This window comes from Halarcobacter anaerophilus, from assembly GCF_006459125.1.
In the GTDB taxonomy this organism is placed as follows: Bacteria; Campylobacterota; Campylobacteria; order Campylobacterales; family Arcobacteraceae; genus Halarcobacter; species Halarcobacter anaerophilus.
Map to the genome: position 1 here is coordinate 2563479 of NZ_CP041070.1, position 26955 is coordinate 2590433.

Below are 26955 nucleotides of genomic sequence, written 5' to 3' on the forward strand. Positions count from 1 at the left end.
CTTCTAGTTTTTATAAGCTATTACTTCTACTTCAACAAATACGTTTTTTGGAAGTGTTTTAACAGCAACCGTACTTCTAGCTGGAGCAGTTGCAGCTTCAAAGTATTCACCGTAAATTTCATTGAATGCAGCAAAATCATTCATATCAGCTAAAAAGCAAGTTGTTTTTAATACGTTTTCAAAAGAGCTTCCGGCTTCATTTAATACAGCTTTTAAGTTTTCCATAACTTGTGTTGACTGCTCTTTTACTCCACCTTCAACTATTTCCATAGTTTCAGGATTTAAAGCAATTTGACCTGAAGTAAAAATTAAATTTTCAAATGCAGATGCTTGATTATACGGTCCTATTGCATCAGGAGCTTTTTTTGTTGAGATTATTTTTTTCATTTCTGTCCTTTTAAATGGTTCTTTTAAAATTTTGTGATGTATTATACATCCTTATAACTTGTAATTGGAAAAAAGAGTTCAAAATCTTTTTTTATATGAGTTAGTGTTTCTTGATTTGTTTTTATAAATCCTTTGTTTTCCAAAGCTGTTTGAACAATCGCTTTTGAATAATCATGAACATTTTCATCTTTTAAATACTCATCCACATCTACCCATTTTGCATCCAGAATTTCATAGGTGTCTTTTATATCAATTTTCAAACTTAAAGGTTTTGCCAAACATAAAACATACAAATTTGATTTATGAAATTGGTGGGGATAGAAGTGTCCTAAAGAGATTATCTTTTCAAATTCGATTTTTATTCCAGTTTCTTCATAAACTTCTCTAAGAGCAGCTGTTGTAATCATCTCTTTATCATCGATATGACCTCCAGGAATTTTATATCCTACATTCGAAATTTTCTCTTTTACTACAAGTAATTCATTTTTTTCGTTTATTACTACTATCCCTACTCCTAAAGTGTGATTGGCTGCTGTTGGGATAACTGCATTTTTCTTTAATCTTTTTACCAATAAAATATAATCTTCACCGCAAGAGTGGAAAAAAAATCCTTTTTTTGTAGCAGTTGATATAAATTCTGCTTTTTTTATATCTATATATATCCAGATAAGATTTCTTCTGTTTTTGACCTCTTCTATCAAAAGCTCAAGATTTTTCTCAAATTGAGTTAATAATAGAGGTAAATCTTTAGAATCTATCGTGATTCCGTTATATGGGTCTAAAATTGTTTTAAAACATCCGATATTTTCAATACTTGTCAAATAAAACCTTTATAATACTATTAAATCTTTTAATGAGTAAGCAATATACAACATCAATACTGCAATTATAATATCCAAAATTTTCCAAGTTAAAGGTTTTTTAAATAAAGGAATTAGAAGTCTTGCCCCGTATCCCAATAGAAAAAACCAAAGAGCTGAAGCACCTGCACAGCCAAAAACAAAAAAGATTTTTGCATTTTCTTCTAAATTTGCTCCGATTCCTCCTATTAAAAGAACCGTATCCAAATATACGTGGGGATTTAAATAAGTAAACATAAAAAGAAGAGTAAAAACCTCTTTTATGGGGTTTGTTTTTATCTCATTATCTATTTTAAGACTCTCGTTTTTTAAAGCTGATTTAAAAGACAAGATTGCATATGAGACTAAAAAGAGTATTCCGAAAATTGCAATTGAGTTTATTAATAATTGATTCCCTTTAATAAAGAAACCAAGTCCCAAAACACCTGCACTTATTAAAATAATATCTGAAAAAATACAAAAAAGTACCGCTTTTAAAACATGTTGTTTAAGAAGTCCCAGCTTAAGAATATAAGCATTTTGTGCGCCGATTGCCACAATTAGTGAAATTGCAACAATAAATCCCTTGAAAAAAGCTTCAATTTCCATTAGAAGTAACCTTTTGCTAAATGAACAACTCCTGAGATTATAAATTGTACCGCAAGTGCTCCAACAATAAGCCCCATAAGTTTTGTAACTATATTTTGTCCTGTAACGCCTATATACTTTTTAATATATATTGAGTTTTTTAAAACCAGATAAAAAACAAGTGCATTTACGCAAAAAGAGATTACCAATGAAAAGAGTTCAACACTGCTTGCAGCTTGATTTTTAAAAATTATAATTGTAGTAAAAAGTCCCGTACCAAAAGCAATGGGAATTCCAATCGGAATTATTGCAAGCTCTTCATCGTTTTTATCGCTATTCTCTTTTTTATTTACGGTTACACTTCCTCTTACCATTGTAATTGCCATAAGAAGAAGAATTATTCCACCCATGACTTTTAATGAATCTTCATGTATACCAAAGAGTTTTAAAACTAAATCCCCTGTTATTAGAACTACGAAAAAAGCGATTAAAATAGTTGAAGTAGTCTTTTTTGCAATAATTGCAATTTGAGTTTTAGTAATATTCGGACTCAATAAAGATAATGCAATAGCACTAACTCCTATTGGGTCCATAATTGCAAACAGTGTTATTGTCTGCTGTAGAAAATTTTGAAAAAGTTCCAATTAACTCATTCCGCCTTTTGCTGCCATTCTTTTCTCTATTTTATGTCCTATAAGACTTAAAGTTGATGTTATAGTAAGATACAATAAAGCAACCACAATCCAAGTTTCAAAAGGAGAAAAAGTATTTGCAACAATCTCTTTACCCACTTTTGTTAAATCTGTAATAGAGATAACAGAAACCAAAGATGAATCTTTTACCAAAGCAATCATTTCACCCACAAGTGTAGGCAAAGCTCTTTTAAAAGCCTGAGGCAAAATAATATATCTCATAGCTTGAAGTTTTGTGATTCCCAAAGAACTTGCAGCTTCTAATTGACCTTTATCAATAGATTGGATTGCACCTCTTAAAATTTCAGCCATATAAGCACCGAAGAAAATCCCAAGAGATAAAACTCCTGCTACAAATCTATCAAGTTCAAAAATATTTGCAACAATAAAATAGAAAAGAAAGATTTGAACCAGTAAAGGCGTTCCTCTTACAATCGTAATATAAACAGTTGCTATATCTTTTAAAAACTGATAAGAAGACAACTTCATAAAAGCAACGATTATTCCCACAAAGAAAGTTAATAATGCCGCAAAAAACGATATTTTAAGAGTAGTCCATAAACCGTTTAAAACAGGTCCTGCTTTTAACTCCTCTTTTGAAGCTATATAATCACCCTCATAAACTTTTTCATTAACTTGATAATCAAATGAAAAACTACTATCCAATTTTTTTAATTCGACTTTTTCATCACCGTCAACATAATATTTACCATTCTCAAACAGTAGTTTTCCATCAATCGGGGCTTCTATAGTTATAGTCTCATTATATGCAAAATATTTAGGAACAGAATTCCACTTCCAAACATAATTCATATTTGATGCAGCTGCATAAAAAAAGTAAGCAACCAGCACAAAAAAACATAAGGCAATAAGATGCCCTAAGTTTTTATTTTGTGTCCAAGATTCTTTTCTAGCCATATGCTATTGAACTCTTTTTAACCAGTCAGTATCAACTAACCATTTTTTATAAAGTTCATCGGAAAATCCAACTACTTTATCCTCTTGCATTTGTCTTAAAAAGTTATTTAACCAGTTTAAGAAATCAGGATCACCTTTTCTAACAGCCCATGCTAACGGCTCATAAGTAAGAGGTTTATCTAAATGAATAAGTTTCCCTTTTCCTTTATCAGACATGAAAAGTACGTTATACGGTTGATCATAAACCATAGCATCTGCTTTTCCGTTTAAAACTTCAGATGCAGCATCCGCTTCTGTTTCAAATGTTATAATTTTTGCATTTTTAAAGAATTTTCTAGTTGCAACTTCCCCTGTGACACCTAATTTAGTAACTACAGTGTACTCAGGTTTATCTAAATCTTTTGCAGATTTGATTTTACCTTCTAACTCTTTTTTCATCATTATTGTTTGACCTACTACTACGTAAGGGTCTGCAAAATTGATTTTTAAATTTCTTTGTTGAGTAATTGTCATACCCGACATAATAATATCACATTTACCCGTAACAAGTGCCGCAATAATACCGTCCCAAGCTGTTGGAAGAAGTTTTAGTTTTACTCCCATATCTTTTGCCATTTTTTTGGCAAAATCCACATCATAACCTATAATTCTTCCTTTTTTATCTTTCATTTCAAAAGGCATATACCCAGGTTCCATACATACTTGTAATTCACCTCTTTCTAAAATCTTGTTTAAAGTAGATTTCTTCCATAAGTTTATATCATCTGCAAATACAGATGAAGACAAAAGCACTGCTAATGCTAAAATTAATCTTTTCATTTTCACTCCTATTTTAAGATTATTGAACTTTTTTTAACCAATCAGTTTCAATAAACCATTTTTTATATAATTTTTCATGTAAATTAATAACTTTGTCATTTTTTATTTGCCGTAAAAAGTTATTTAACCAATTTAAAAAATCCGGATCACCTTTTCTAACGGCAAAAGCCAAAGGTTCATAAGTTAAAGATTTATCCAGATGTATAAGTTTGTCTTTACCTTTAGCGTCCATAAACATTGCATTATAAGGTTGGTCATTTACAAAAGCCGCGGCTTTACCATTTAAGACTTCCGCAACTGCTTCGGCTTCCGTGTCAAAGGTATTTATTTTTGCACTTTTAAAAAATTTTCTTGCAACAATTTCACCTGTTTGTCCCAGTTTTGCAGTTATAGTATATTTTTCATTATCCAAATTTTTTGCCGTTCTTATTTCATCTTTAAACTTTTTATCTAAAAGTATTGTTTGACCTACGACAAGATAAGGATCGGAAAAGTTTATTTTTAGATTTCTTTGTTGAGTTATCGTCATTCCGGCAATAATAATATCAAATTTATTTGTCAAAAGTCCTGCAATTATTCCGTCAAATGCCGTAGGAATAATTTTTAGTTTAACGTCCATTGCTTTTGCTATTGCTTTTGCCATATCAACATCGTAACCTATTATTCTACCTCTTTTATCTTTCATCTCAAAAGGCATATAACCGGGTTCCAAACCTACTCTTAACTCTCCTCTTTCTAATATTTCATTCAAAGTTGATTTTTTCCAAATACTTATATCATCAGCTAATAAAAGATTAATATTAAATATAAAAAGTAGTATTAATATAAATTTTTTTATCATAATTTTGCAGCCTCTTAATGTGTTAAAATTTCTTTTAAAAAGTTTTGAGCTCTTTGACTTTTAGGATGGGCAAAAAACTCTTCGGGAGTATTTTCTTCAACAATAACTCCGTTATCCATAAATATAATTCTGTCTCCAACCTCTTTTGCAAACCCCATTTCATGAGTTACGCAAACGATTGTATATTTTTCATAAGCCAGATCTTTCATCACGGAAAGCACATCTCCGATAGTTTCTGGATCAAGTGCGGAAGTGGGTTCATCAAAAAGGATAACTTTGGGTTTCATTGCCAGACTTCTGGCAATTGCAACTCTTTGTTTTTGTCCTCCGCTTAAATCAGCAGGATAAGCATCTGCTTTGTGTTCTAACTTCACTTTTTTAAGAAGTTCCATAGCTATCTTTTTAGCTTCCTCTTTTTTTACTTTTTTTACAAGTCCCGGAGCTAAAGTTATATTTTCCAATATTGTTAAGTGAGGGAAAAGATTAAAGTGTTGAAATACCATTCCTACTTCACCTCTTATTTTTTGTAGATCTTTCTCACTTTTACAGTTTATTCCATCTACTATAATATCTCCGCTGTCAATTTTTTCCAAACCGTTAATACATCTTATCAAAGTAGATTTTCCAGAACCTGAAGGACCGCAGACAACTACTATTTCACCTCTTTTTACATAAAAGTTTATACCTTTTAAAACATGGAAATCATCATAAAATTTCTCAATTTTATCCATACTTATAATATTGTTATCCATTCTCTCTCTTTTTTTAGTCTAAACGATTATAATATAATAAATAGATTTAAACCTGAATATAAATGTGTAACAATTATACAATTTTCCAAAAATTAAAACTTTAATAAACTTAGAGGTATAATTCCCTTCTTTATTTTTAGGAGAGATTATTGTACAGAAAAAAATTACTTGAATTAAGAGCAGATCTTTTACTGTTGACCGTTGCCATTGCTTGGGGTGTAACGTTTCTAATGGTTCAAGAAGCTATTGAAAAAGTTCCTGTTTACTCTTTTTTATTTTGGCGGTTTTTAATTGCAACTATTTTAATGGGAATCATTTCATATAAATTTTATGACAAGATAAATAAACAAACTATTTTTTACGGATTTGTATTGGGAACATTCCTTTTTTCGGCTTTTGCTACGCAAACCTTTGGATTATCATATACAAAAAGTTCAATTGTTGCTTTTATAACAGGCTTAAATGTAATATTAGTGCCCTTTTTTGCATATGTTATTTTTAAAGATCATGTAAGAAAAATGGTTTTTATAGGTTCTATTATCGCTGTTATAGGACTCTATTTACTTACAATGAGCGGCAGACTAACTATTGGTTTTGGAGAAGCTTTAACTCTTATATGCTCGGCACTTTTTGCTTTACAGATACTTTTTACGGATAAATATTCAAAAAGAGTTAACGTCTTTATGTTGGTACTGTTTCAATTTTTAACCGTAACTATCTACTCTTTGCTCTTTTCTTTGTCTTTGGATGAAGTAACTTTTAATGTTGATTTTAATCCAACTTTTTTAAAAGCTGTTATAGTAACTTCTTTGTTTGCCACTGTTTATGCTTTTTTAGTTCAAACATATATGCAACAATTTACGACTCCTACTAAAACTGCCATTATTTTTACTATGGAACCTGTAAGTGCGGGAGTATACGGATATTTTGTAGGAAATGAAATTTTAACATCAATTCAAATTTTAGGTGCGGTTTTTATTATAATTGCGGTTCTTCTAGCAGAAGTAAAACTAAAAAAAGAGTAAAACGAATTTACTCTTTTTTATTCTTACATTTAGAAATCTACTTTTATTCCTTTGAAAGTACATTCAAAAAGTTTTGCCATTGTTTTATCATCGATTTCTCTTGGATTTGAAGCCGTACAAGCATCTAAAACCGCATTGTGAGCGATAAAATCCAAATTTTTATTAAACTCGTTTTCATCTATTCCATACTCTTTCATTGAGTGGGGAATATTTAATTTATCGTTCATTTCATCTATATATTCAATAAAAGAATCGACTAATTGCGCCTCATTATCACCTTTTAACTCTAAAGCTTTTGCAATATCGGCATATCTGTATTCACAGGCTTTTCTGTTATAAGAAATAACATAAGGTAAAAATATTGCATTTGCACATCCATGAGGAATTCCAAATACCGCTCCTACTTTGTGTGCCATTGAATGAGTAATTCCCAGTAAAGCATTTGAAAATGCCATCCCTGCCAAACATTGAGCTTCGTGCATAAACTCTTTTGCTTTTTCATTTTCATTATATGAATCAATTAAATTCTCTTTTATCATTGTTAATGCTTTTAAAGCTAAAGGATCCGTAAAATTAGAGTGTAAAGAAGCAACATAAGCTTCAGTTGCATGAGTTAAAGCATCCATTCCCGTATGAGCGACTAATTTTTTAGGCATTGTTTTGGCAATATCAGGATCAACTATTGCAATATCAGGCGTAATATTAAAATCTGCCATAGGATATTTAATTCTCTCTTTATAATCAGTAATTACCGAAAATGCAGTAACTTCTGTTGCCGTACCGCTTGTTGAAGGAATTGCAACGAAAATTGCTTTTTGTCTTAAAGTAGGAAGATTAAAAGGAATAACAGCCTCTTTAAAAGTAAAATCAGGATATTCGTAAAATATCCACATCGCTTTAGCGGCATCAATTGCAGAACCTCCACCCATTGATACGATAATATCGGGATTAAATTCAAGCATTTTTTTAGAACCGTTCATTACCGTTTCAACACCTGGATCAGGTTCAACTCCTTCAATAGTCTCAACTTCCAAACCTGCTTCTTTTAGATAATTAACAGCTTTGTCTAAAAAACCGAATTTTTTCATTGAATGTCCGCCGACTATTAAAATTGCTTTTTTACCTTTTAAATTTTTCAACTCTTTTAAAGAACCTGCACCGTAATATATATCCCTTGGTAACGTAAAACGAGCCATATTCACTCCTTTATATCTTAATTTTTATCATTATATAATCTAGAATATAACCTAAATAATCTTTGTAGAAACTTATTAGTTTTTCAAAAATTTATAATAAAAATATATAAAATGCTTTTTTTTTGCGACTAATTGAGTATATAATTTTTGATACCTTATAAAAGGAGATATGCATGAGAAAACTTTTATATATTACAGACCAGGATGAATATACGGATCACAGTTTTATAGGACCTCTATTTGAAAAGTATTTAAAAAAGTTCTATGATGTCGATATTATATATTTTAGTGAATTTAAAGCTGAATTTGAGAAAAGAGATAAAAACAGATTTATTTTTCCCCTTAATTCAAAAAAAAATCTGATAAAAGAGTTAAAAAACTCTAAAATAGATATATCCTCTTACTATTATATAGTAGTTAGAAATGATGCAAAAATACTCAAAAATATATTAAACAGCAGCAAAGAGTATAATTACAAAGTTGGATACAGACTCTCTTTTCCAAAAAGAAGAGCCAAACTAGAAGTAGATAAAGCAAATAGAAAATCAAATATTTTTAAGGATTTAAATACGATTATTGTAACAAGTTTGGAAAAAAATCTAATAAATCAATGTGATATTTTTCTACCTGCATCAAGACAGCTAAAAGAGGAGTATTTCAAAGATGTTACGGCAAAAACTTTTATCTGCCCGCCGGCAATTGATCCTGAAATTTTACATGAAAATGTTCAACACAAAGGAAGTGAAAAAAGATTTTTTTATGCGGGAACATTAGATAAATTAAGAGAGTTTGAAACGGTTTTGGAAGCTTTTTCTTCTTTAAACAGTACAAACTGGAAACTTATAATATCTACAAAAGATCCGCAATATGCAAAAGAAGTAATTAATAGTTTTGATAATCTAAAACAGAATATAGAAATACATAATGCCAAAACAAAAAAAGAACTTCTTGATTTAATATCAGAAGCTGATATCGGAGTCTCCATTCTTCCTAGTATTCCGCTTTTTGATACCTCAACTCCCGTTAAAATTATAGATTATTACTCATCTGCTATTCCTTGTATTATGACCGATAATGCAAACAGCAGTGAAATTTTTATAAATGACAAAGAAGCGTGGTTTTGTGAATTTTCAAAAGATACTATAAAAAAGAAACTGGAATATATTTTAGATCTTCCAAAAGAGGAAGTGGCGCAAGTTGGAATGGCAGGACAAAAAAAACTTCTTGCTACTAGAAATTATGAAAGAATAGCTGCCGATTTGGCTCATCAGCTAGATATATTATAAAACAGGAGTTTTTCTCTTGTTTTAGCCCTTCTCTCTTTTTGACCAATAACCTGCTAATATTGAACCTGAAATATTATGCCAGATACTAAAAATTGCTCCTGGAAGTGCACTTAAAGGTGTAAAATATTTCATAGCTAAAACTACGGCTAATCCCGAGTTTTGCATGCCGACTTCTATTGCTACTGTTTTACAGCTTCTATTATCAAAACCGAAGATTTTTGAAAAATAATAGCCTCCTAGCAATCCTGCAAGATTATGAAAAATAATTGCAAGCATTAAAGGTAAAGCGATAGTTGAAATTTTACTTTGATTTATTCCTATTATAACTCCTATTATAAATACTATTGAGATTATCGATAAAAAGGCAAAAACATCATGTCTTTTATCTATATATTTACTGAAAAAATGGTTTAAAACAAGACCTACTACAACAGGTACGAAAACTATTTTTAAAATACTCAAAAGCATACTAAAAGCAGGAACAGGAACGGTTTGCCCCACATACAAAAGTGTTAGGTATGGAGTAACTATTATTGACAAAAGAGTAGAAACAACCGTCATTGTAATTGATAAAGCTACATCGGCTTTTGCCAAATAAGCAATTACATTAGAGGCCGTTCCACCTGAAACTGCCCCTACAAGTACCATTCCAACCATAAGTTCGGTAGATAAGTTAAACAATTTTGAGACTATAAAAGCTATAAAAGGCATTAGTAAAAATTGCAAAACTACTGCCAAAGCAATAAGTTTCGGTCTTTTTAAAACTCTTTTAAAATCCTCTATTTTAAGAGTAATTCCCATACAGAACATAATAAGTATTAAAAGAGGAATTATCCAACTTTTAAAATCTACTACCAGCTGCGGTTGTAAATATGTAATAATCGAAAAACCAATAGCCCATAAAGGGAAAAGCGCCGAAATCTTCTTTATCATACTAAAAAAAGAGGTGAACTTTTAGTTCATACCTTTTCCCATTCCTTGATTCATCCCTTTACCCATTCCGCCTTGACCGTATCCGCCTTTATTTAATCTTCTATTTTGCATTTGAGCATTTTGCCCTTTTAGAAGTTCCGTTTCGGTTAATTTCCCATCGCCGTTTGCGTCAAATTGGCTGAAATCAGGTGCATTTCCCACATTTCTCATTGGCATACCCTGTTCAACTTTTTGTTGAATTCTTTTTGCTCTTACATCATAAAACTCTTTTTCGGTTACAAAACCGTCTCCGTTCGTATCATATGTTGAAAAAGAAATAGGACCTCTAGCAGGTAAAGTTTCAGCATTTAAACTTGAAACACATAACAGAGAACCAAACAAAATGGTACAAAGACCTAATTTTTTTGTTATATTTTTCATAATGAACTCCTTTTTTATTTATTCATTATTTACATCTTTTAATCAAAAGTTTTCACTTTTTAATTAAAACACAAAACTTGAACACTATTGTAATTCATATTTATCTATTACTTGCTTAAAGCCACTTTTATACCTAAAGTAATCAAAACCGTTCCGACTACTCTGTCAAACCATTTTCCAAAAGAGTTTAAAAAAGTTCTTACTTTATTGTGACTAAGAACAAAAGATACTCCTACAAACCAAACCATAGTTGCCAAAATACAGAAAACTCCATATAAACTTTGTATATATAAAGGCGTATCAATACTAATTACCACTGTAAACATAGAGAGAAAAAAGAGTGTAGCTTTAGGATTTAAAGCATTGCACAAAAAACCCGTTGAGAAAGATTTAAGATCGCTTATATTTTCATTTTCTTTTTCACCGCTGTTTTCAAATTTTATACCTTTTGATTTTAAACTTTGATATCCAAGATAGATTAGATATATAGCACCTAGATATTTGATTATATTAAAAAGAATAATTGATTTGGAGATAATAAGTCCGATTCCCAAAATAGAATATACTATATGAACGGAGATTCCGCAGCCTATACCGATACTTGCAAAAATTGAGGCTCTTTTCCCGTAACTTACGCTTTGTTTTAATATCATTGCAAAATCAGGTCCTGGAGACAAAAGAGCAAAAAACATTGCCGATGCCAAAATCAAAAACTCATGTAAATATAATGAATAATCCATATTAATTCCTTTTTTGCCCGGGCTTTGGAGCCGTAACTTGTTTTTGTAAATCCGTACTTAGATTATGATAAAAAAGTTCTCCGTAATCTGTTGTTCTGTTAATTGTTTCATACGCTTGCAGTATTGTATTATTATACTTTAAAGCATCTTGCAAAATTTTTATTATTTTAACCGATTCCAAAAAATTTACATGGTTTGGAGCTTCAATAGGAGAAGAGTAATATTTATGCATTCTTTCTACCAGATTCTTATTTCGAATCTCTATAAATACTGATTCTATGGGAGATTTAAAAAACAGAACTTTTTGTCTTACGTTTATTGAAATATATGTAGTTTCTGTACCGTAAATTTTTCTTGAAAAAGAGTCAAATAAAAAAAGTTTTTTATTATAATTATTATTAAAAAGTTCATACATAAGCTCTAAGATTCTGATCTTCTCCTCTTTTGTATAAAAGTTTCCTATACTTGCAAAACAGAAGCTTAAAATAGATTTTATAGAGTACCATTCCGTAGTATCATAATCATATCTTAACATTTGATCGATTCTTTTTTGTTTTAACTCTTCAATTTCAGAATTTGTTTTTGTTCTATATACTCTTTTTACGGCACTATCTCTATACATAGGTCCAGGAAATTGCGCTTGAATTACAAACCTTCTGTTTTTTTCAAGTTCAATAATATATTTTAAACGCCCCGTATAATCTTCATCAATAATTCTTACCTCTTTTTGCGGGATTTGAGTAATTGATTTGATAAACTCTTCACCGCTGCACCCTTCATCCCAGATAAAATCAGGGTATCTAAAAACGTGACAGATTCTGTCTTTTACATCATTATTAGGTTCTATATCCGAAATATTATCTATCCATGAGGTGACAGTTCTTCTGTCTTTTTGGATTAACGAAGCAAATTTAGATATGCTGAGATTAGATCTTTTAAAAATTTCTATAAATTTTTCAATCCCGTTTTTATATGTCATTAACCACCTTTCTTTTTTTTCATTTATTGTACCATTTATATACATAAGAACAAATATTGTACAAAACTACTCTTTTGAAAAAAAAATTGTTTTTTCCAAAACAAAAACTATACATTGCACAGACAATAAAGAGTTGTATAATAAAAACCAAACTAAATTTTGAAGGATTTATATGACAAGCGCAGGAAAAAGATTTAGAGAAGCACTTAAAGAAGAATCTCCACTACAAATAGTAGGGACAATTAATGCTTATCAAGCATTACAGGCTACAAGAGTAGGATTTAAAGCAATTTATATTTCAGGTGGAGGAGTTGCAAACGCTTCTTACGGTTTACCTGATTTAGGTATGACAATGATTGAAGATGTTTGTATTGATATAAGAAGAATTACATCTATTTGTGACACACCTTTAATCGTTGATGCAGATACAGGTTGGGGACATGCATTTAATGTTGCTAGAACAGTTAAAGAGTTTATTAGAGCAGGAGCTGCAGGATTACATATTGAAGATCAAGTTGCTGCAAAAAGATGTGGACACAGACCAAACAAAGAGTTAGTTTCAACAGAAGAGATGTGTGACAGAATCAGAGCTGCAGTTGATGCAAAAAAAGATTTAGATCCTGATTTTTACATTATTGCAAGAACTGATGCTCATGCAAGCGAAGGTCAACAAGCTGCAATTGACAGAGCTTTGGCTTATGCAGAAGCTGGAGCAGATGCAATTTTTGCCGAAGCGATTCACACTTTAAAAGAGTATAAAGAGTTTACAGATGCAGTTGGTATCCCTGTATTAGCAAATATTACTGAATTCGGTGCAACTCCAATGTTCACTGTTGAAGAGCTTGGAAGCGTTGGTATTGATATGGTTCTTTACCCGTTATCAGCATTTAGAGCAATGAATAAAGCTGCATTAAACGTATATAAAGAATTAAGAGAAAAAGGAACACAAGAGGGTGTTTTAGATACTATGCAAACAAGAATGGAACTTTATGATATGTTAGGGTACCATAATTATGAGCAAAAAATGGATGAACTATTTGCTAAGGGAAAAGCAAAATAATTTAACTAAAAAAATATAGAAAAAAAGTAAAATCTAGGGAAAAGAAATTTTTACAAAAGGAGAAAATATGAGTGGATTAGCAGGTGTTATCGCTGGAGAATCAGCAATCTGTACTTGTGGTTTAGGAAACGGTCTTAATTATAGAGGTTATGATATTGCGGATTTAGCTTTAAAATGTGAATTTGAAGAGGTAGCTTATTTATTATTAAACGGTGAATTACCGAATAAATCTCAACTTGAAGGTTTTAGAAAAGATATTATAGCAGGAAGAGAATTACCTCAAAATGTTAAAGATGTATTAAAAGCAATTCCGGCAACATCTCATCCAATGGATGTTATGAAAACTGCAACTTCAGCTTTAGGTTGCTGTGAACCAGAAGCAGACGATTTCTCTGATCAAGAAGAAAAAATTAAAAGATTATTAGGGGCATTCCCATCATTTTTAGTTTATTGGCATCACTGGCACAAAAACGGAAAAGAGATTGAATTAGCATCAGATGAAACAAATATTGCAGGATATATTTTAGAAAGACTTAAAGAAAAAACTCCAGAAGCAGTTGAAGTAAAAGCAATGAATGCAATGCTTACTTTATATGCAGAACATGAGTTTAATGCTTCTACTTTTGCAAATAGAATTACAGCTTCTACACTATCTGATATCTACTCTTGTATGACTACAGGAATCGGTACTTTAAAAGGACACTTACACGGTGGAGCAAATGAAGTTGCTATTAAATTCGTTCTTCAATTTGATAATGTTGAACACGCATTAAAAGAAGTTGATGCAATCTTCGCAAGAAAAGAAAAAATCATGGGATTCGGACACAGAGTTTATAGAAACCTAGACCCTAGATCTCCTATCGGATTTGAACTTGCAAGAGAATTAAAAGAGTTACCTACAAGTGATCCAAAACTATTTGATATTGCAAAAGCAGTTAGAGACAAAGTTAGAGATGACAAAGGTTTACCTGATAATATCGACTTCTTCGGTGGTTTAATCTATCACTATATGCAAATTGAAAGATTATATTATACTCCGCTATTTATTATGAGTAGAGCTGCTGGATGGGCTGCTCACGCATTTGAACAAAGAGCAAACAATAGAATTATTAGACCAGGTTCTGAATATACAGGACCAGCTCCAAGAGATTTCGTTCCAATGGAAAAAAGATAAGAACTCTTATCTTATTTGGAAAACAAACATAAAAACAACTTTTAGTTAAAAACTAAAAGTTGTACTAGTGCCGCCTAAAAGCGGCTAAAGTGCTTACAGAAAATCGCTGATATAGCAAAAAATATACTTTTATACGGGATATAGAAAATGACAAATGATAAATATCTTAAACAATTAGATGGTTTAGATGTTAAGTATTATGATATTAAAAGCGCTGTTGAAGATATTCAACCTGGTTCTTTTGAAAAACTTAACTATACATCTAGAGTTTTAGCAGAAAATTTAATTAGAAAATGTCCAAGCGAAGATTTAAAAGATTCTCTTATTCAACTTATTGAAAAAAGAACAGATAAAGATTTTCCTTGGTTTCCTAGTCGTGTAGTATGCCACGATATTCTAGGACTTACGGCATTTGTTGACCTTGCGGGGTTAAGAGAAGCTATTGCTAAAGAAGGAGGAGATCCTGAAAAAGTTAATCCGGTTGTTCCTACTCAATTAATCGTTGACCACTCTTTGGCAGTTGAATGCGGTGGGTTTGATCCTGATGCATTTAATAAAAACAGAGCAATAGAAGATAGAAGAAATGCAGATAGATTCCACTTTATTAACTGGACTAAAGAAGCATTTAACAATGTAGATGTTATTCCTCCTGGTAACGGTATTATGCACCAAATCAACTTGGAAAAAATGTCTCCGGTTGTTCATAACAGAGACGGAATTGCATTCCCTGATACTTTAGTCGGAACAGATTCACACACTCCGCATGTAGATTCACTTGGTGTTATTGCTGTCGGTGTAGGTGGATTAGAAGCTGAAAACGTAATGCTTGGAAATCCTTCTTATATGAGAGTTCCCGAAATTATCGGTGTAAAAATCGTAGGAGATAGAAAAGAAGGAATTACTGCAACTGATATCGCTTTATCAATGACAAGTTTCTTAAGAGAGAACAATGTAATTTCTGCTTACCTTGAGTTTGTAGGTGAAGGTTTAAAACACTTAACATTAGGAGATAGAGCAACTATTTCAAATATGACTCCTGAATACGGTGCAAGTGCCGCAATGTTTGCAATTGATGAACAAACAATTGATTACTTAAAATTAACAGGAAGAACACCTGAACAAGTTGATTTAGTAGAAAAATATGCAAAAGCAAACGGTCTTTGGGCAAATGAATTAGAAAAAGCTACTTATGCAAGAGAGTTAGTATTTGATTTATCTACAGTTACAAGAAGTTTGGCAGGTCCTTCTAAACCTCATAAATTAGTACCTACTTCAACTTTAGAAGAAGAAGGAATTACTAAACATATAGAGATTAAAGATGACAAAATGCCAGACGGTGCTGTTTTAATTGCGGCAATTACTTCTTGTACAAATACATCAAATCCTAGAAATGTTGTAGCAGCCGGATTATTGGCTAAAAAAGCAAATGAATTAGGACTTAAAAGAAAACCATGGGTTAAATCTTCATTGGCTCCGGGTTCAAAAGTTGTTGAAGAGTATTTAGAAGATTCACATCTTCTTTCAGAACTTGAGAAATTAGGATTCGGAATCGTAGGTTTTGCATGTACTACTTGTAACGGAATGAGTGGAGCACTTGATCCGAAAATTCAAAAAGAAGCAGTAGATAACGATATTTATACAACTGCCGTATTATCTGGAAATAGAAACTTTGACGGTAGAATCCACCCATACGTAAAAGAGGCATTCTTAGCTTCACCTCCGTTAGTTATTGCTTATGCAATTGCAGGAAGTATCAGATTTGATATTGAAAAAGATGCTTTAGGAACAGACAAAAACGGAAATCCTATTACATTAAAAGATATTTGGCCTACAGATGCAGAGATTGATGAAGTAGTAAATAAATCGGTTAGACCTTCAATGTTTACCGAAGTTTATGACCCGATGTTTGCAAAAAATCCATTGGCAAATGTAAAAATCGATCCTTTTTACAACTGGAATTCAAGATCTACATATATTCAAAAACCACCATACTGGGATGATGAATTTATGGGTATGCCTGCATTAAAAGGAATGAGAGCATTAGGTGTGTTCCCTGATAATATCACAACAGACCACTTGTCTCCTTCAAATGCAATTTTACCTGAGAGCGCATCGGGTGAATATTGTATTAAAATGGGACTTCCTGTTGAAGATTTAAACTCTTACGCAACGCACAGAGGAGATCATAATACTGCTAGCCGTGCAACATTGGCAAATCCAAAACTATTTAATGAAATGGTTAAAGATGAAAACGGAAACGTAAAACAAGGTTCATTGACTAAAATTATGCCTGAAGGTAAAGAGTCTAGAATGTGGGAAGCTATTCAGACTTACCAACAGAGAAAACAACCTCTTATTATAATTGCAGGAACAAACTACGGTCAAGGATCTTCAAGAGACTGGGCTGCAAAAGGTGTAAGACTTGCAGGTGTTGAAGTTGTGGTTGCTGAAAGTATTGAAAGAATTCACAGAACAAATCTTGTTGGAATGGGTGTTCTTCCTCTACAGTTTAAAGATGGTGATACTAGACACACTTATAATATCGACGGAACTGAAACATTTGAAGTTGTAGGTGAAATTACACCAAGAACAACTCTTACTTTAGTTATGACAAGAGCAAACGGCGAAAAAGTTGAAATCCCTGTAACTTGCAGATTAGATACTTCAGCAGAAGTTGAAGTTTACAAAGCAGGTGGTATTTTACAAAAATTTGCTAAAGACTTTGTAGCTAAAAAATAAGGAAGAATAATGAGTGATGCACCACAAATTACCGTACCTGCCACATATATGCGTGGAGGTACGAGTAAAGGGACTTTTTTTAGAATAGAAGATTTACCGAAAATTGCTCAAGAAAATCAAGGAGCAAAAGATAAACTGCTTTTAAGAGTAGTTGGAAGTCCTGATCCATACGGTAAACAAATTGACGGTATGGGTGGAGCTACTTCAAGTACAAGTAAAACTGTACTTGTTGGTAAAAGTTCTGTACCTAACCATGATGTAGATTACTATTTTGGACAAGTTTCTATTGACAAACCTTTTATGGATTGGTCGGGGAACTGCGGTAACTTATCTTCGGCTGTTGGACCTTTTGCTATTAAATCAGGTTATGTAGAAAATGTAGTACAAAACGGTATCCAAACAGTTAGAATTTGGCAAGCAAATATCAAAAAAACTATTCTTTGTCACGTACCTATAAAAGACGGTAGAGTTCAAGAAATAGGTGATTATGAAATTGACGGTGTTGCTTTCCCTGCTGCTGAAATCAAATTAGAGTTTGTAGAACCTGTTGATCCTAGTGAAGAGCTTTTCCCTACAGGTAATTTGGTTGATGATTTGGAAGTTCCGGGAGTAGGAACTTTTAAAGCTACAATGATCACAGCAGGAATCCCTACGATTTTTCTAAATGCAGATGAAATCGGATACAAAGGAACAGAGCTTCAAAATGACATTAATTCAGATAAAGAGGCTTTAAAAAGATTTGAAACAATTAGAGCCTACGGTGCTATTAAAATGGGACTTATTTCTGATGTTAAAGAGGCAGAAACAAGAGCTCATACACCTAAAGTTGCTTTTGTATCAAAATCTCAAAACTATACAGCTTCAAGCGGTAAAGAGATAACTGTTGATGATATAGACTTAAATGTTAGAGCTTTATCAATGGGACAACTTCATCATGCTATGATGGGAACAGCTTCAGTTGCAATAGGTGTTGCAGCTTGTATCCCCGGAACATTAGTTAATCTAGCTGCAGGTGGAGCAGATTTAGATTCCGTAACTTTTGGACACCCATCGGGAACTCTAAAAGTTGGGGCATCAATTAGCAAAGAGAACGGAAAATTCAAAGTTGAAAAAGCTAGTATGAGCAGAAGTGCAAGAATTATTATGGAAGGTAAAGTTCACGTTCCTGCAGATACAATGGAATAATTAAATATTTGAAGATAACTCGTAAGTAAGATTTATAAGGGGAAGGAGATTAGATTTCCTTCCCCTTTTTTATTGATTCAAATCAATGATAATAGTTATCATTTATGTCATACTTTTAAAAAAATAGGATGACATATGCAATTTTCAACAACAATCCCCCAATATCAAGAAAAAAACTCTTGGTGGCAGAGATTTATCTCCCAGCCGCACCAACTATTTTTCAGCTCAGCTCTCTTTTTTGCTATTTTTATAATGCTTTTAACACTTTGTTCCTTAACGGGAATTCTTAACTTGGATTTTAGTCTGATTCATGGCTTTGGGTTTAATTATGCACTTTTTACAAATGCCTTTTTAGGTTTTTTAATTACTGTCATACCCAAATATAACGCAACACAAGCCATTAATAAAGATAAATATTTAAATCCTTGGATTCTTTATCAAATAGGTATTTTTATTACACTTTTTATAAATATTACTTTAGGAAAGATTCTACTATCTTTTGTACTTTTCTATTTTGTGAAACTCTTTTATGAAACAATAAAAAAAGGTAAAGCATCTGTAAAAACCGATAGTATTTATATAAATTTTATTCTATTTTTAGGAGCACTTATGCTTTTGATTGAAGCAGTAAGTTCATCAAATCTCTCGGAACTTATATTCTTTTGTTTTTTAATCTCTATGGTTTTTATTATTGCTTTAAAAATGATTCCCGCATTTTATTTCGGTTATACTGGAATATCTCCTTGGCAAAGACCAAAATATATCCCTTTTATATCTATAACTTTGATTTTTTTAACAGGTATTTCTATGCAGTTTGAGTTAGATTTACTTTTAAAAACAGTATCTCTTTTATCATCTGTATTTTTTGGATATGTTCTTTTTAAATTGAATTTATTTAAAAAAACTCCTGCTATTTTATCAATCCTTGTTTTAGGTCTTGTTTGGTTTGAGCTTGCTTATATTTCACTGTTTTTGGAATCTATGTTTTTAGATTACACCTTTAAACTCTCATTTCATATCTTTGCAATTGGTTTTATGACCACTTTGTTAATAGGTTTTGGAAGCAGAGTTATAAGAGGACATGCCGTTCCTGCTCAAACAATTCAAGCAGATAAAATTACAAAAGCTCTTTTTGTTTTCACTCAAATTGTTCTGCTTACAAGAATTTTTGCCTCAATTAGTTTTATAGCACAATCTTCATTTTTTACATATCTTCTAAATTTAAGTTCTATATTTTGGATATTACTGTTTGTCATATGGACATTAAGATATGCAAAAACTCTTTTAAGAATAAAATAGAACCTTTAAAAGGTTCTATTATTTGATAACAACTCTGTTTTTACCCCTGTTTTTTGCTTTATATAAAAGGCTGTCCGCTCTTTTATAAATAGTTTCAATATCATCTCCTTCATTTACTTCCGTAAGACCTATGCTGACTGTTACTTTTCTGTTTTTTATGCAGTTTAACTCTTTTTCAATTATAATTCTTATTTTTTGGGCAACTTCTTGTGCCTCTTGAAAAGAGGTTTGACTAAGTAAAACTACAAACTCTTCTCCTCCCACTCTGAAAAAATAATCGTTTGCTCTAATATGAGAAGAGACTAAAGAGGTTAAATCAATTAATACTTTGTCTCCGGCTGCATGACCGTAAGTATCATTGATAGCTTTAAAATCATCAATATCAAAAATCAAAAATGAAAATTTATCCTCATATCTTTTATATAAAGATAGAAGTTCATTAAGTTTTTCATTAAAAAATTTTCTATTGTATATATTAGTAAGACCGTCTTTGTATGTACGCTCTTTAAGTTTTCTATGAATAGTTTTTAGTCTTTGATTTTGTATTTTTAAAATATTCGTTTTATTTTTTATCTCTTCTTGTAAAATATCTTTTGTAATAAGCCATCTTTTTTTGCTTAAGAAATAAAAAATTACAATTAATGTGGTAAGAGAGACTCCAAAGAAAGTTATTATTAAAAATATAGTCTCACTTTTACTTAACTGAATAAAACTCTTTTTACCGAACCACTTTTCATATATTTTTTTATACTCTCCGTCTAATTTTAGTTGGGTAATGGCTTCATTAAATTTCGGTAATAGATGAAATTGAGCTTTTGATACACCTATTCCTCTTTTTATCTCTTTAATTGATCTGGGAAAAGGAACAATAAGTGAGCTTGTAAGTTCATGTTCAATTAAGGGTTGAGGATAACAAAAAGCATCTATTTTATCCATCTTTAATGCTGTTAACATATCTTCAAAATGTTTAAAATATATTTTTTGATTTGTTAAATCTTTGTTTATCAGTTTATTGCAGATATTTCTTTTTACTACTCCGATTTTTTTATCTTTTAAATCTTTGATATTTTTATAAGTTGCATTAGTTTTTTTATAAATATTTATAAAAAAACTATCCGTTTCCTGGGTAAATAAAAAAAGATTTTCTCTTGATTGAGTTATTCCTATATTTGGAATAATATCCGCTTTTTTCTCTTCAAAAAGTTTAAATACTTCATCAAAATCATCTACAATTATATATTCATATTTTAGATCAATACTTTTTGCCACTTTTTCAAAAAGCTCAATAGCATAACCTTCAGGTTTGCCGTTTTCATTAACAAAATAGTATGGTTCCCAATTTTTTACCACTGCAACTTTATGTATCTCTTTATCATTTGCAGATAAAAAAAATGGAAATATTAAGATAATTAGTAGTAAAAATAATTTTTCCATACTAAATTATACTACAAAAAAATAATTTAATATAAGAAATATTTACTTTAGAATTTTTTTAATCTTTTTTTAAAGTATCAGTAAAATAGAAAAAATCTATTTTACTAATTTTGATATCTCTTTAAATACGGGATGTTTTGCATTTGCAGTAAGTTCAAAAAGCAAAGATTCATAAGTTGTAGGAATCACACCTGCTTGAATAAGTCTTTGTATTGCAGTATCTTTATCTTTTTGTTTTCTTGAACTAACACAATCAGTAACAATTACGACAGAAAAACCCTCTTCTAATAAATCAAGTGCAGTTTGTAGAACACATACGTGAGTCTCTATTCCTGCTAATATTACGGTTTTTTTACCCTCTACTTTAATTGCGGCTAAGCCCTCTTCATTCCCGCAGCAAGAAAAAGTTGTTTTTTCAAAGTGGGGATATTCATCGACTAGCTCTCTTAAACTTGGAATTGTTTCACCTATTCCTTTTTTATACTGTTCATTTATTATAAAAGGGATATTATGAAGTTTTAAACCTTTTAATAAAATAATTAGATTTTTTTCTAACTCTTCGTTATTTGAAATAAAAGGGAAAAGTTTTTCTTGAATATCTACTTGAATAAAAACGCAATCTTCAGCTTTTATTTTCATCTTCACTCCTTAAAAAATATTTGCTTGATAGATATATAATACAAGAAGAGATAAAAAAAGTCTAGTTTGAAACAGAGCTTTTCGAAGATTTTCAAGGGTAATTTATACAAATTTCAAAGAAGGGGACAAAGCCCTTCAAAATGCTATTTAAATGCTACTTTTTCAGCTTTTTCAAGAAGCTCTTTTGCACCTTGATCTATAAAAGTTTGTGCCAGATTTTGACCTAATATTTTATACTCTTCAATATCTGCTGTTATATCTTCTTCAATATATTCGCTGCCGTCAGGCATTCCTACTACAGCTTGTACTCTTACTGAATTTTCGTCCATGATTGTTGCTTTTACTCCGATTGGAACTTGACAACCTCCTTGAAGAGTATCTACAAAACTTCTTTCAATAGTTGATTCAATATGTGCATTTTCATCATTTAATACGGAAACTAATTCTACAATCTCTTTATTATCTGTTGTTTCAATTCCCAAAGTTGCTTGTCCCATAGAAGGAATCATTTTATCGGTTGAAAGAGGAAGGAAATATTTTACTTCATCTTCTATTTGAAGTTTTTGCACTCCCGTAGCAGCTAAAATAATAGCATCATATTCCCCTGCTTTTAGTTTTGCAATTCTTGTATTAATATTTCCTCTTAAATCTTTAAGAGTAATATCAGGTCTTAAAAGTTTTAACTCCATTCTTCTTCTTAGACTTGTAGTACCTACAACAGCACCATTTGGCAACTCTTCTAAAGAAGTATATTTTTCACTTAAAAAAGCGTCTCTTGGGTCAAATCTTTTTGTAACAGCCGCAAGTTGTAAGCCAGGTTCAAATTGAGTAGGAACATCTTTTAAGGAATGAACCGCAAGATGCGCATTTCCCTCTAACATTGCAACTTCAAGCTCTTTTGTAAAAAGACCTTTCCCTCCGATTTTTGCTAAAGGAACATCTAATATTTTATCCCCTTTTGTAGAGAATTCCTGTAATTCAATCTCTAAAGAGGGATAATGTTTTTGCAACTCTTGTTTTACATATTCACTTTGCCAAATTGCTAATTTACTTTTTCTTGTTGCTATTACTAGTTTTTCCATATATCTACTTTCCTAAATTCTCATATTTTAATTTTGATTTATCTTTTTCACCGTTTATAAAAACAGTCGGGGTTCCTTGAACAAGAACCTCTTCTCCCATTTTTATATCATCGGCAACTTCAAGTTTTAATTTACTGTTTTTTAGCTCATCATTTGTTATACTGGTTTTAAATTCACTGTTAAAAGCTTTTAAGATTTTGTTTTCATCTATTTCATTTGAATCAAAATATTTATCCCAGTCTTTAGTGTAAACTTTTAATTCAACATCTTTTATTCCTCTGTTTTTTGCCAAAATCATTAATCTTGTCAAAGCGTTAGAAGCAGGATGCATTCTTAGAAGAGGAAAATGATAATAGTATAATGCAATTTTATCTTTATGCTTTTTAACATAATTAATTACATCAGGTACGTAATCCATACAAAAAGGGCATAAAGGATCTGAGAAGATAACTATTTTATCTTTTGCATTAACATTACCTGCTATTAATTTACTTTTATCATAATAGGCTTTTGTAAGTTTCGGCGTCATCAAATCTTTAAGAGGATTTCCCGATTTTATATCATATAACTCGGGGGCAATCAACTCTCCGTTTGAAAATACTACATCTTTTGCTTTTACATCTTTTCCTGCAAATTTAAGATCTAAATCTATAATATATCCATACCAATCTTTTTGAGGCAGATTCTTTTTCATATTAACGCTAATATCTTTTATCTGAACTCTTTCATTATTTGAAAATCTGCTTTTTTCAAAATCCAAAACCAAAGTATCAATACTTGTATTAGCAACTAAACTGCTTACTAATAGGGAACTAAGAGTAAAAAACTTAATTAATTTCATAAAAATCCTTTTAATTTTTGCATATCTAAATCGGGCATTATTATATTGTTTAAAGACTTAAATATTAAGTTTTGGTTTTTACCGTGATTTTTTTGACTCTTAGAAGCTCTTTTGCTGCATTTAACTGAGGTGAATTTAATATATCATTTAACTGCAACTCTTTTTGGGAAGGCGTCGGGTTTACAACTTTATTCATATCTGCAACACAACCTGAGCCAACTTCAATATCTTCAATCATAGAACCTGTTTCATTTTCATTATTTTCCAAAGCATCAGGTTCTTTTTTCTCCTCTTTTACTTCGCTTTGGAAATCAGACTTTTTTTCAACACTCTCCTGTGTAGGTTCTGCTTTTATAAATTTAATCTCAATATCATTACCGAAAATATCATATATAAAGAGTTTTAATACTCCATAATGTTTAAGCAGAGTTTTTCTTTCGTCTCCTACGGCATAAGAGCTTATCTCTAATCTTTTATCTTCAAAATTTTTATATAAAAAGTTTTTTTCAAAAAGTTCCCCTAAATCATAATCTCTTTCATAAACTTTTTCGATAAGTTTTTTATATAAACGTTCATTTTCACTAAGCTGTTTTGGTTCTTCTTCAACTTGCGGTTCTACAATAGGCTCATAAACAACCTCTTCTACTTCCTCTTTAGAAGGCTCTTCGTTAATTTCCTCTTTTTCTTCTTTTTCAACAGGAGCTTCTTTTAATTCTTCAATTTTTAAAGGTTCTTCAAGCTTTACGGATTCTTCAAGCTTTTCCTCTACGGCTTCAAAATCATCACTCTCTTCAAATTCATCAAAAGGAGTAGGAAAAGCATAAGGACTGCTTTTTTGAACAAAAGACTCTTTTACACTCTCTTTACTCTCTTCTTTTTCTTCATTTTGTAGTTCTTCTAAACTTTCAACTTCTTCTATAGGAGGAACAGTAGGTATTGCATTTACGCTATCAATAGAAAGTGTTGTTTCATTTTCTACATTGATTATCTCATCATTTGGATTATCAATTTGCTTTTTATTCTCAAAATATTGTTTATCTAAAGTAACTTTTTGATCATCATAAACATGATTTTTATCATTAACAGAGTGTTCAATCACTTTTTTTGTGGAGATAGCCTCTTTTACGACAGGTTTAACTTCTATCTCTTCAACTTGATTGATAATATCATCAATAGTTTTTAAATTTGTTGCTTCAATCATTTTAGACAGAGTTAAAATCAGAACAAAACCTCCGTCTGAATTCATAGACAAAAGATGTTTTGCATCACTTAAAATTCTAAAAAATCTATCAAAAACAAGAAGATCGAATCTTGCATCTTTTTCCAGCATTTTCTGTTTTAAATAGATTGTCATTTCATCGCAAACTTGTGAAATTTCATAGTTTTCAAGCTCTTTTACAATCTCAAAAGTATCACCTTTTTTAAGAATGATATCAAAAAGTTTTTCCATAAGTTTAGGTTCAATAAGACCTAACATATCTACGACTGCAGTTGTCGTAACTTTGCCTTTTGAGAAAATTATTGCTTGATCTAAAAGAGTCAAAGTATCTCTTAAACTTCCCTGCCCGCTTCTTGTAAGAATCTCAAGAGCAGGTGTTTCAAAATCAATATTCTCTTCATTTAAAATATGTGAAAGATGATGTAAAACATCGGAAGGTGCAATTTTATTAAATCTAAAATGTTGCGTTCTGCTAAGAATTGTTGCAGGAAGTTTAAGAGGATCGGTTGTTGCTAAAATAAATTTCACAAACCCAGGAGGTTCTTCCAAGGTTTTAAGAAGAGCGTTAAAAGCTTGAGTTGTAAGCATATGAACCTCATCTATAATAAAAACTTTGAATCTTGCACTGCTTGGTTTGTATTTCGTATGTTCAATTAAATCTTTAATATCATCGATACCTCTGTTTGAAGCGGCATCCATCTCTATAATATCTAAGTGTCTGTTTGCATTTGCACTTTTACAGTTTTCACAAACTTCACAAGGTTTTGATGTCGGTCCGTTTGAACATAAGAGTGCTTTTGCCATAATTCTTGCCGTACTGGTTTTCCCTGAACCTCTAAGTCCTGAGAAGAGATATGCATGTGATAATCTATTTGAATCAAGAGCCAAAGACAGAGTTTGGGAAATAGTACTTTGACCAACTAAATCCTCAAATCTTTTCGGTCTGTATTTTAATGCTAAAACCTTCTTTTCCATCTGTTCTTCACTCATTTTCTTCCTTTATTTCTATCTTGCCGCCGTCTTGCCAGTTTTCCAAAATTATATTTATCATATCTTTTTTAATTTTTCCCGTATAAAAAACTTCTATTTTAAGCTCACTTCTATCGCAGTGCCCTTTTTTTGAGCACAATTCATCTAATCTTCTTGCTATTGCTTCTCCTGTCTCTATAAGTTCGATATTTGCTCCCATAATATCCCTTATTACATCGCTTATTAAAGGGTAATGGGTACAACCTAAAACAATAGTGTCAACCCCGTTTTCTTTCATAGGGTCAAGCCATTTTTTCAACATTGCATGGGTATCTGGATGAAAAATTTTTCCGTCTTCTATTTGATCCATTAATCCTGCACAAGCTGTTTCATAAACATTAATTTCCGAATCTTTAGACAATTTTGCGACTAAATCTTTGTATTTTTCTCCATTTAGCGTTGCAGGAGTTGCCAAAACACCTATATTTTTTGTTTGTGTTTTTGAGATTGCGGGTTTAACTCCGGGTTCTGTTCCTATTACAATCAGATTTTTAAACTTTTGTCTTAACTCTTTTATTGCAGCAGATGTAGCAGTATTGCAAGCTACTATCAAAGCCTCTATTTCATACTTTCTTAAAAGATAGTTTGTGATATTCAAACTTCTATTTAATATCTGCTCTTTTGATTTTTCTCCGTAAGGAGCAAAAAGAGTATCAGCTATATAAAATATCTCTGCACCTTTAAAAAATTTGCTTATTGCTTCTACTACGGTTAAACCGCCTAGACCAGAATCAAAAACTCCTACTTTCAAAAATTACCTTTATTTAAATTGGCATGATTATAGCAAAAAAGTTATAACTACTATGTTAAATTATAACAATATTTATACTAACGCTTCA

Annotated in this window: 26 protein-coding genes; 7 read left to right on the plus strand and 19 right to left on the minus strand. The window is 31.1% G+C overall.

The genetic code is table 11. From position 1 onward, the window contains the following. Nucleotides 1-3: 3 nt before the first annotated feature. From AANAER_RS12750 to AANAER_RS12785, 8 genes are read right to left on the minus strand one after another with little or no spacing between them, the layout of a single operon-like run. Entirely contained in the window at nt 4-387 is a 384-nt protein-coding gene (locus AANAER_RS12750; protein ID WP_044417256.1) for a RidA family protein, read from the minus strand. Nucleotides 388-428: 41 nt separating this feature from the next. Continuing rightward, a complete protein-coding gene (locus tag AANAER_RS12755) occupies nt 429-1208 on the minus strand; it encodes an NUDIX hydrolase (RefSeq protein ID WP_129081960.1) in 780 nt (259 codons plus the stop codon). A 9-nt stretch (nt 1209-1217) separates the two neighbouring features. Beyond that, the gene (locus AANAER_RS12760; protein ID WP_206732542.1) at nt 1218-1835 is read right to left on the minus strand and encodes a LysE/ArgO family amino acid transporter; all 618 of its coding nucleotides are present in this window, start codon (nt 1833-1835) and stop codon (nt 1218-1220) included. Then, entirely contained in the window at nt 1835-2458 is a 624-nt protein-coding gene (locus AANAER_RS12765) for a MarC family protein (RefSeq protein WP_129081962.1), read from the minus strand. Before AANAER_RS12765 ends, AANAER_RS12760 begins: the two co-directional genes overlap by 1 nt. After that, nucleotides 2459-3424, minus strand: a complete 966-nt coding sequence (locus AANAER_RS12770; RefSeq protein ID WP_129081963.1) for an amino acid ABC transporter permease — start codon at nt 3422-3424, stop codon at nt 2459-2461. 3 nt (nt 3425-3427) lie between these two features. Further along, nucleotides 3428-4243 carry a transporter substrate-binding domain-containing protein gene (locus AANAER_RS12775; protein ID WP_044417251.1) on the minus strand — a complete coding sequence of 272 codons (816 nt, stop codon included), beginning with the start codon at nt 4241-4243 and terminating at the stop codon, nt 3428-3430. Nucleotides 4244-4262: 19 nt separating this feature from the next. Continuing rightward, complete coding sequence (locus tag AANAER_RS12780) at nt 4263-5084, minus strand: transporter substrate-binding domain-containing protein (protein WP_129081964.1); 822 nt, start codon at nt 5082-5084, stop codon at nt 4263-4265. Nucleotides 5085-5098: 14 nt separating this feature from the next. After that, nucleotides 5099-5836 (minus strand): amino acid ABC transporter ATP-binding protein, encoded by a 738-nt coding sequence (locus AANAER_RS12785; RefSeq protein WP_129081965.1) that lies wholly within the window; start codon nt 5834-5836, stop codon nt 5099-5101. A 149-nt stretch (nt 5837-5985) separates the two neighbouring features. Between AANAER_RS12785 and AANAER_RS12790 the strand changes: the two genes are divergently transcribed. Further along, nucleotides 5986-6861 (plus strand): DMT family transporter, encoded by an 876-nt coding sequence (locus AANAER_RS12790; RefSeq protein WP_228711151.1) that lies wholly within the window; start codon nt 5986-5988, stop codon nt 6859-6861. A 29-nt stretch (nt 6862-6890) separates the two neighbouring features. On the opposite strand, the gene AANAER_RS12795 is transcribed toward AANAER_RS12790, so the two are convergent. Continuing rightward, the gene (locus tag AANAER_RS12795) at nt 6891-8057 is read right to left on the minus strand and encodes an iron-containing alcohol dehydrogenase (protein ID WP_044417245.1); all 1167 of its coding nucleotides are present in this window, start codon (nt 8055-8057) and stop codon (nt 6891-6893) included. A 173-nt stretch (nt 8058-8230) separates the two neighbouring features. Between AANAER_RS12795 and AANAER_RS12800 the strand changes: the two genes are divergently transcribed. Further along, entirely contained in the window at nt 8231-9343 is a 1113-nt protein-coding gene (locus AANAER_RS12800) for a glycosyltransferase (RefSeq protein WP_129081966.1), read from the plus strand. Nucleotides 9344-9364: 21 nt separating this feature from the next. Here AANAER_RS12800 and AANAER_RS12805 read toward each other — a convergent pair whose 3' ends face one another. The 4 genes from AANAER_RS12805 to AANAER_RS12820 all read right to left on the minus strand — a co-directional run bounded on the left by AANAER_RS12805 (nt 9365) and on the right by AANAER_RS12820 (nt 12415). Further along, complete coding sequence (locus AANAER_RS12805) at nt 9365-10276, minus strand: bile acid:sodium symporter family protein (protein WP_129081967.1); 912 nt, start codon at nt 10274-10276, stop codon at nt 9365-9367. 21 nt (nt 10277-10297) lie between these two features. Continuing rightward, the gene (locus AANAER_RS12810) at nt 10298-10696 is read right to left on the minus strand and encodes an EF-hand domain-containing protein (protein ID WP_129081968.1); all 399 of its coding nucleotides are present in this window, start codon (nt 10694-10696) and stop codon (nt 10298-10300) included. Nucleotides 10697-10803: 107 nt separating this feature from the next. Continuing rightward, nucleotides 10804-11436 carry a LysE family translocator gene (locus AANAER_RS12815; protein ID WP_129081969.1) on the minus strand — a complete coding sequence of 211 codons (633 nt, stop codon included), beginning with the start codon at nt 11434-11436 and terminating at the stop codon, nt 10804-10806. Nucleotide 11437: 1 nt separating this feature from the next. Then, a complete protein-coding gene (locus AANAER_RS12820) occupies nt 11438-12415 on the minus strand; it encodes a hypothetical protein (RefSeq protein WP_044417239.1) in 978 nt (325 codons plus the stop codon). Between the two features lie 172 nt (nt 12416-12587). On the opposite strand from AANAER_RS12820, the gene prpB reads away from it, so the two are divergent. The 5 genes from prpB (at nt 12588) to AANAER_RS12845 (ending at nt 19872) form a co-directional block, all read left to right on the plus strand. Further along, a complete protein-coding gene (gene prpB, locus AANAER_RS12825; RefSeq protein ID WP_044417237.1) occupies nt 12588-13475 on the plus strand; it encodes a methylisocitrate lyase in 888 nt (295 codons plus the stop codon). Between the two features lie 67 nt (nt 13476-13542). After that, nucleotides 13543-14649, plus strand: a complete 1107-nt coding sequence (locus AANAER_RS12830) for a citrate/2-methylcitrate synthase (protein WP_044417236.1) — start codon at nt 13543-13545, stop codon at nt 14647-14649. A 147-nt stretch (nt 14650-14796) separates the two neighbouring features. Beyond that, a complete protein-coding gene (gene acnD, locus AANAER_RS12835; RefSeq protein ID WP_044417234.1) occupies nt 14797-17388 on the plus strand; it encodes a Fe/S-dependent 2-methylisocitrate dehydratase AcnD in 2592 nt (863 codons plus the stop codon). A gap of 9 nt (nt 17389-17397) precedes the next feature. Continuing rightward, the gene (gene prpF, locus AANAER_RS12840; RefSeq protein WP_129081971.1) at nt 17398-18573 is read left to right on the plus strand and encodes a 2-methylaconitate cis-trans isomerase PrpF; all 1176 of its coding nucleotides are present in this window, start codon (nt 17398-17400) and stop codon (nt 18571-18573) included. Nucleotides 18574-18708: 135 nt separating this feature from the next. Next, entirely contained in the window at nt 18709-19872 is a 1164-nt protein-coding gene (locus AANAER_RS12845) for an NnrS family protein (RefSeq protein WP_129081972.1), read from the plus strand. Between the two features lie 18 nt (nt 19873-19890). Here AANAER_RS12845 and AANAER_RS12850 read toward each other — a convergent pair whose 3' ends face one another. From AANAER_RS12850 to murI, 6 genes are all read right to left on the minus strand, one after another. Next, nucleotides 19891-21306: a GGDEF domain-containing protein gene (locus AANAER_RS12850; protein WP_129081973.1), complete on the minus strand. Its 1416-nt coding sequence runs from the start codon at nt 21304-21306 to the stop codon at nt 19891-19893. A 96-nt stretch (nt 21307-21402) separates the two neighbouring features. Then, complete coding sequence (locus AANAER_RS12855; protein WP_129081974.1) at nt 21403-21945, minus strand: hydrolase; 543 nt, start codon at nt 21943-21945, stop codon at nt 21403-21405. 143 nt (nt 21946-22088) lie between these two features. Next, on the minus strand, nt 22089-23027 hold the full coding sequence (gene hemC, locus AANAER_RS12860; RefSeq protein WP_044417228.1) for a hydroxymethylbilane synthase: 939 nt from the start codon (nt 23025-23027) through the stop codon (nt 22089-22091). Nucleotides 23028-23031: 4 nt separating this feature from the next. Further along, a complete protein-coding gene (locus AANAER_RS12865) occupies nt 23032-23868 on the minus strand; it encodes a DsbA family protein (RefSeq protein ID WP_129081975.1) in 837 nt (278 codons plus the stop codon). Between the two features lie 64 nt (nt 23869-23932). Next, on the minus strand, nt 23933-26077 hold the full coding sequence (locus AANAER_RS12870) for a DNA polymerase III subunit gamma/tau (RefSeq protein WP_129081976.1): 2145 nt from the start codon (nt 26075-26077) through the stop codon (nt 23933-23935). Beyond that, nucleotides 26070-26867 (minus strand): glutamate racemase, encoded by a 798-nt coding sequence (gene murI, locus AANAER_RS12875; RefSeq protein WP_129081977.1) that lies wholly within the window; start codon nt 26865-26867, stop codon nt 26070-26072. Before murI ends, AANAER_RS12870 begins: the two co-directional genes overlap by 8 nt. Nucleotides 26868-26955: the final 88 nt, after the last annotated feature.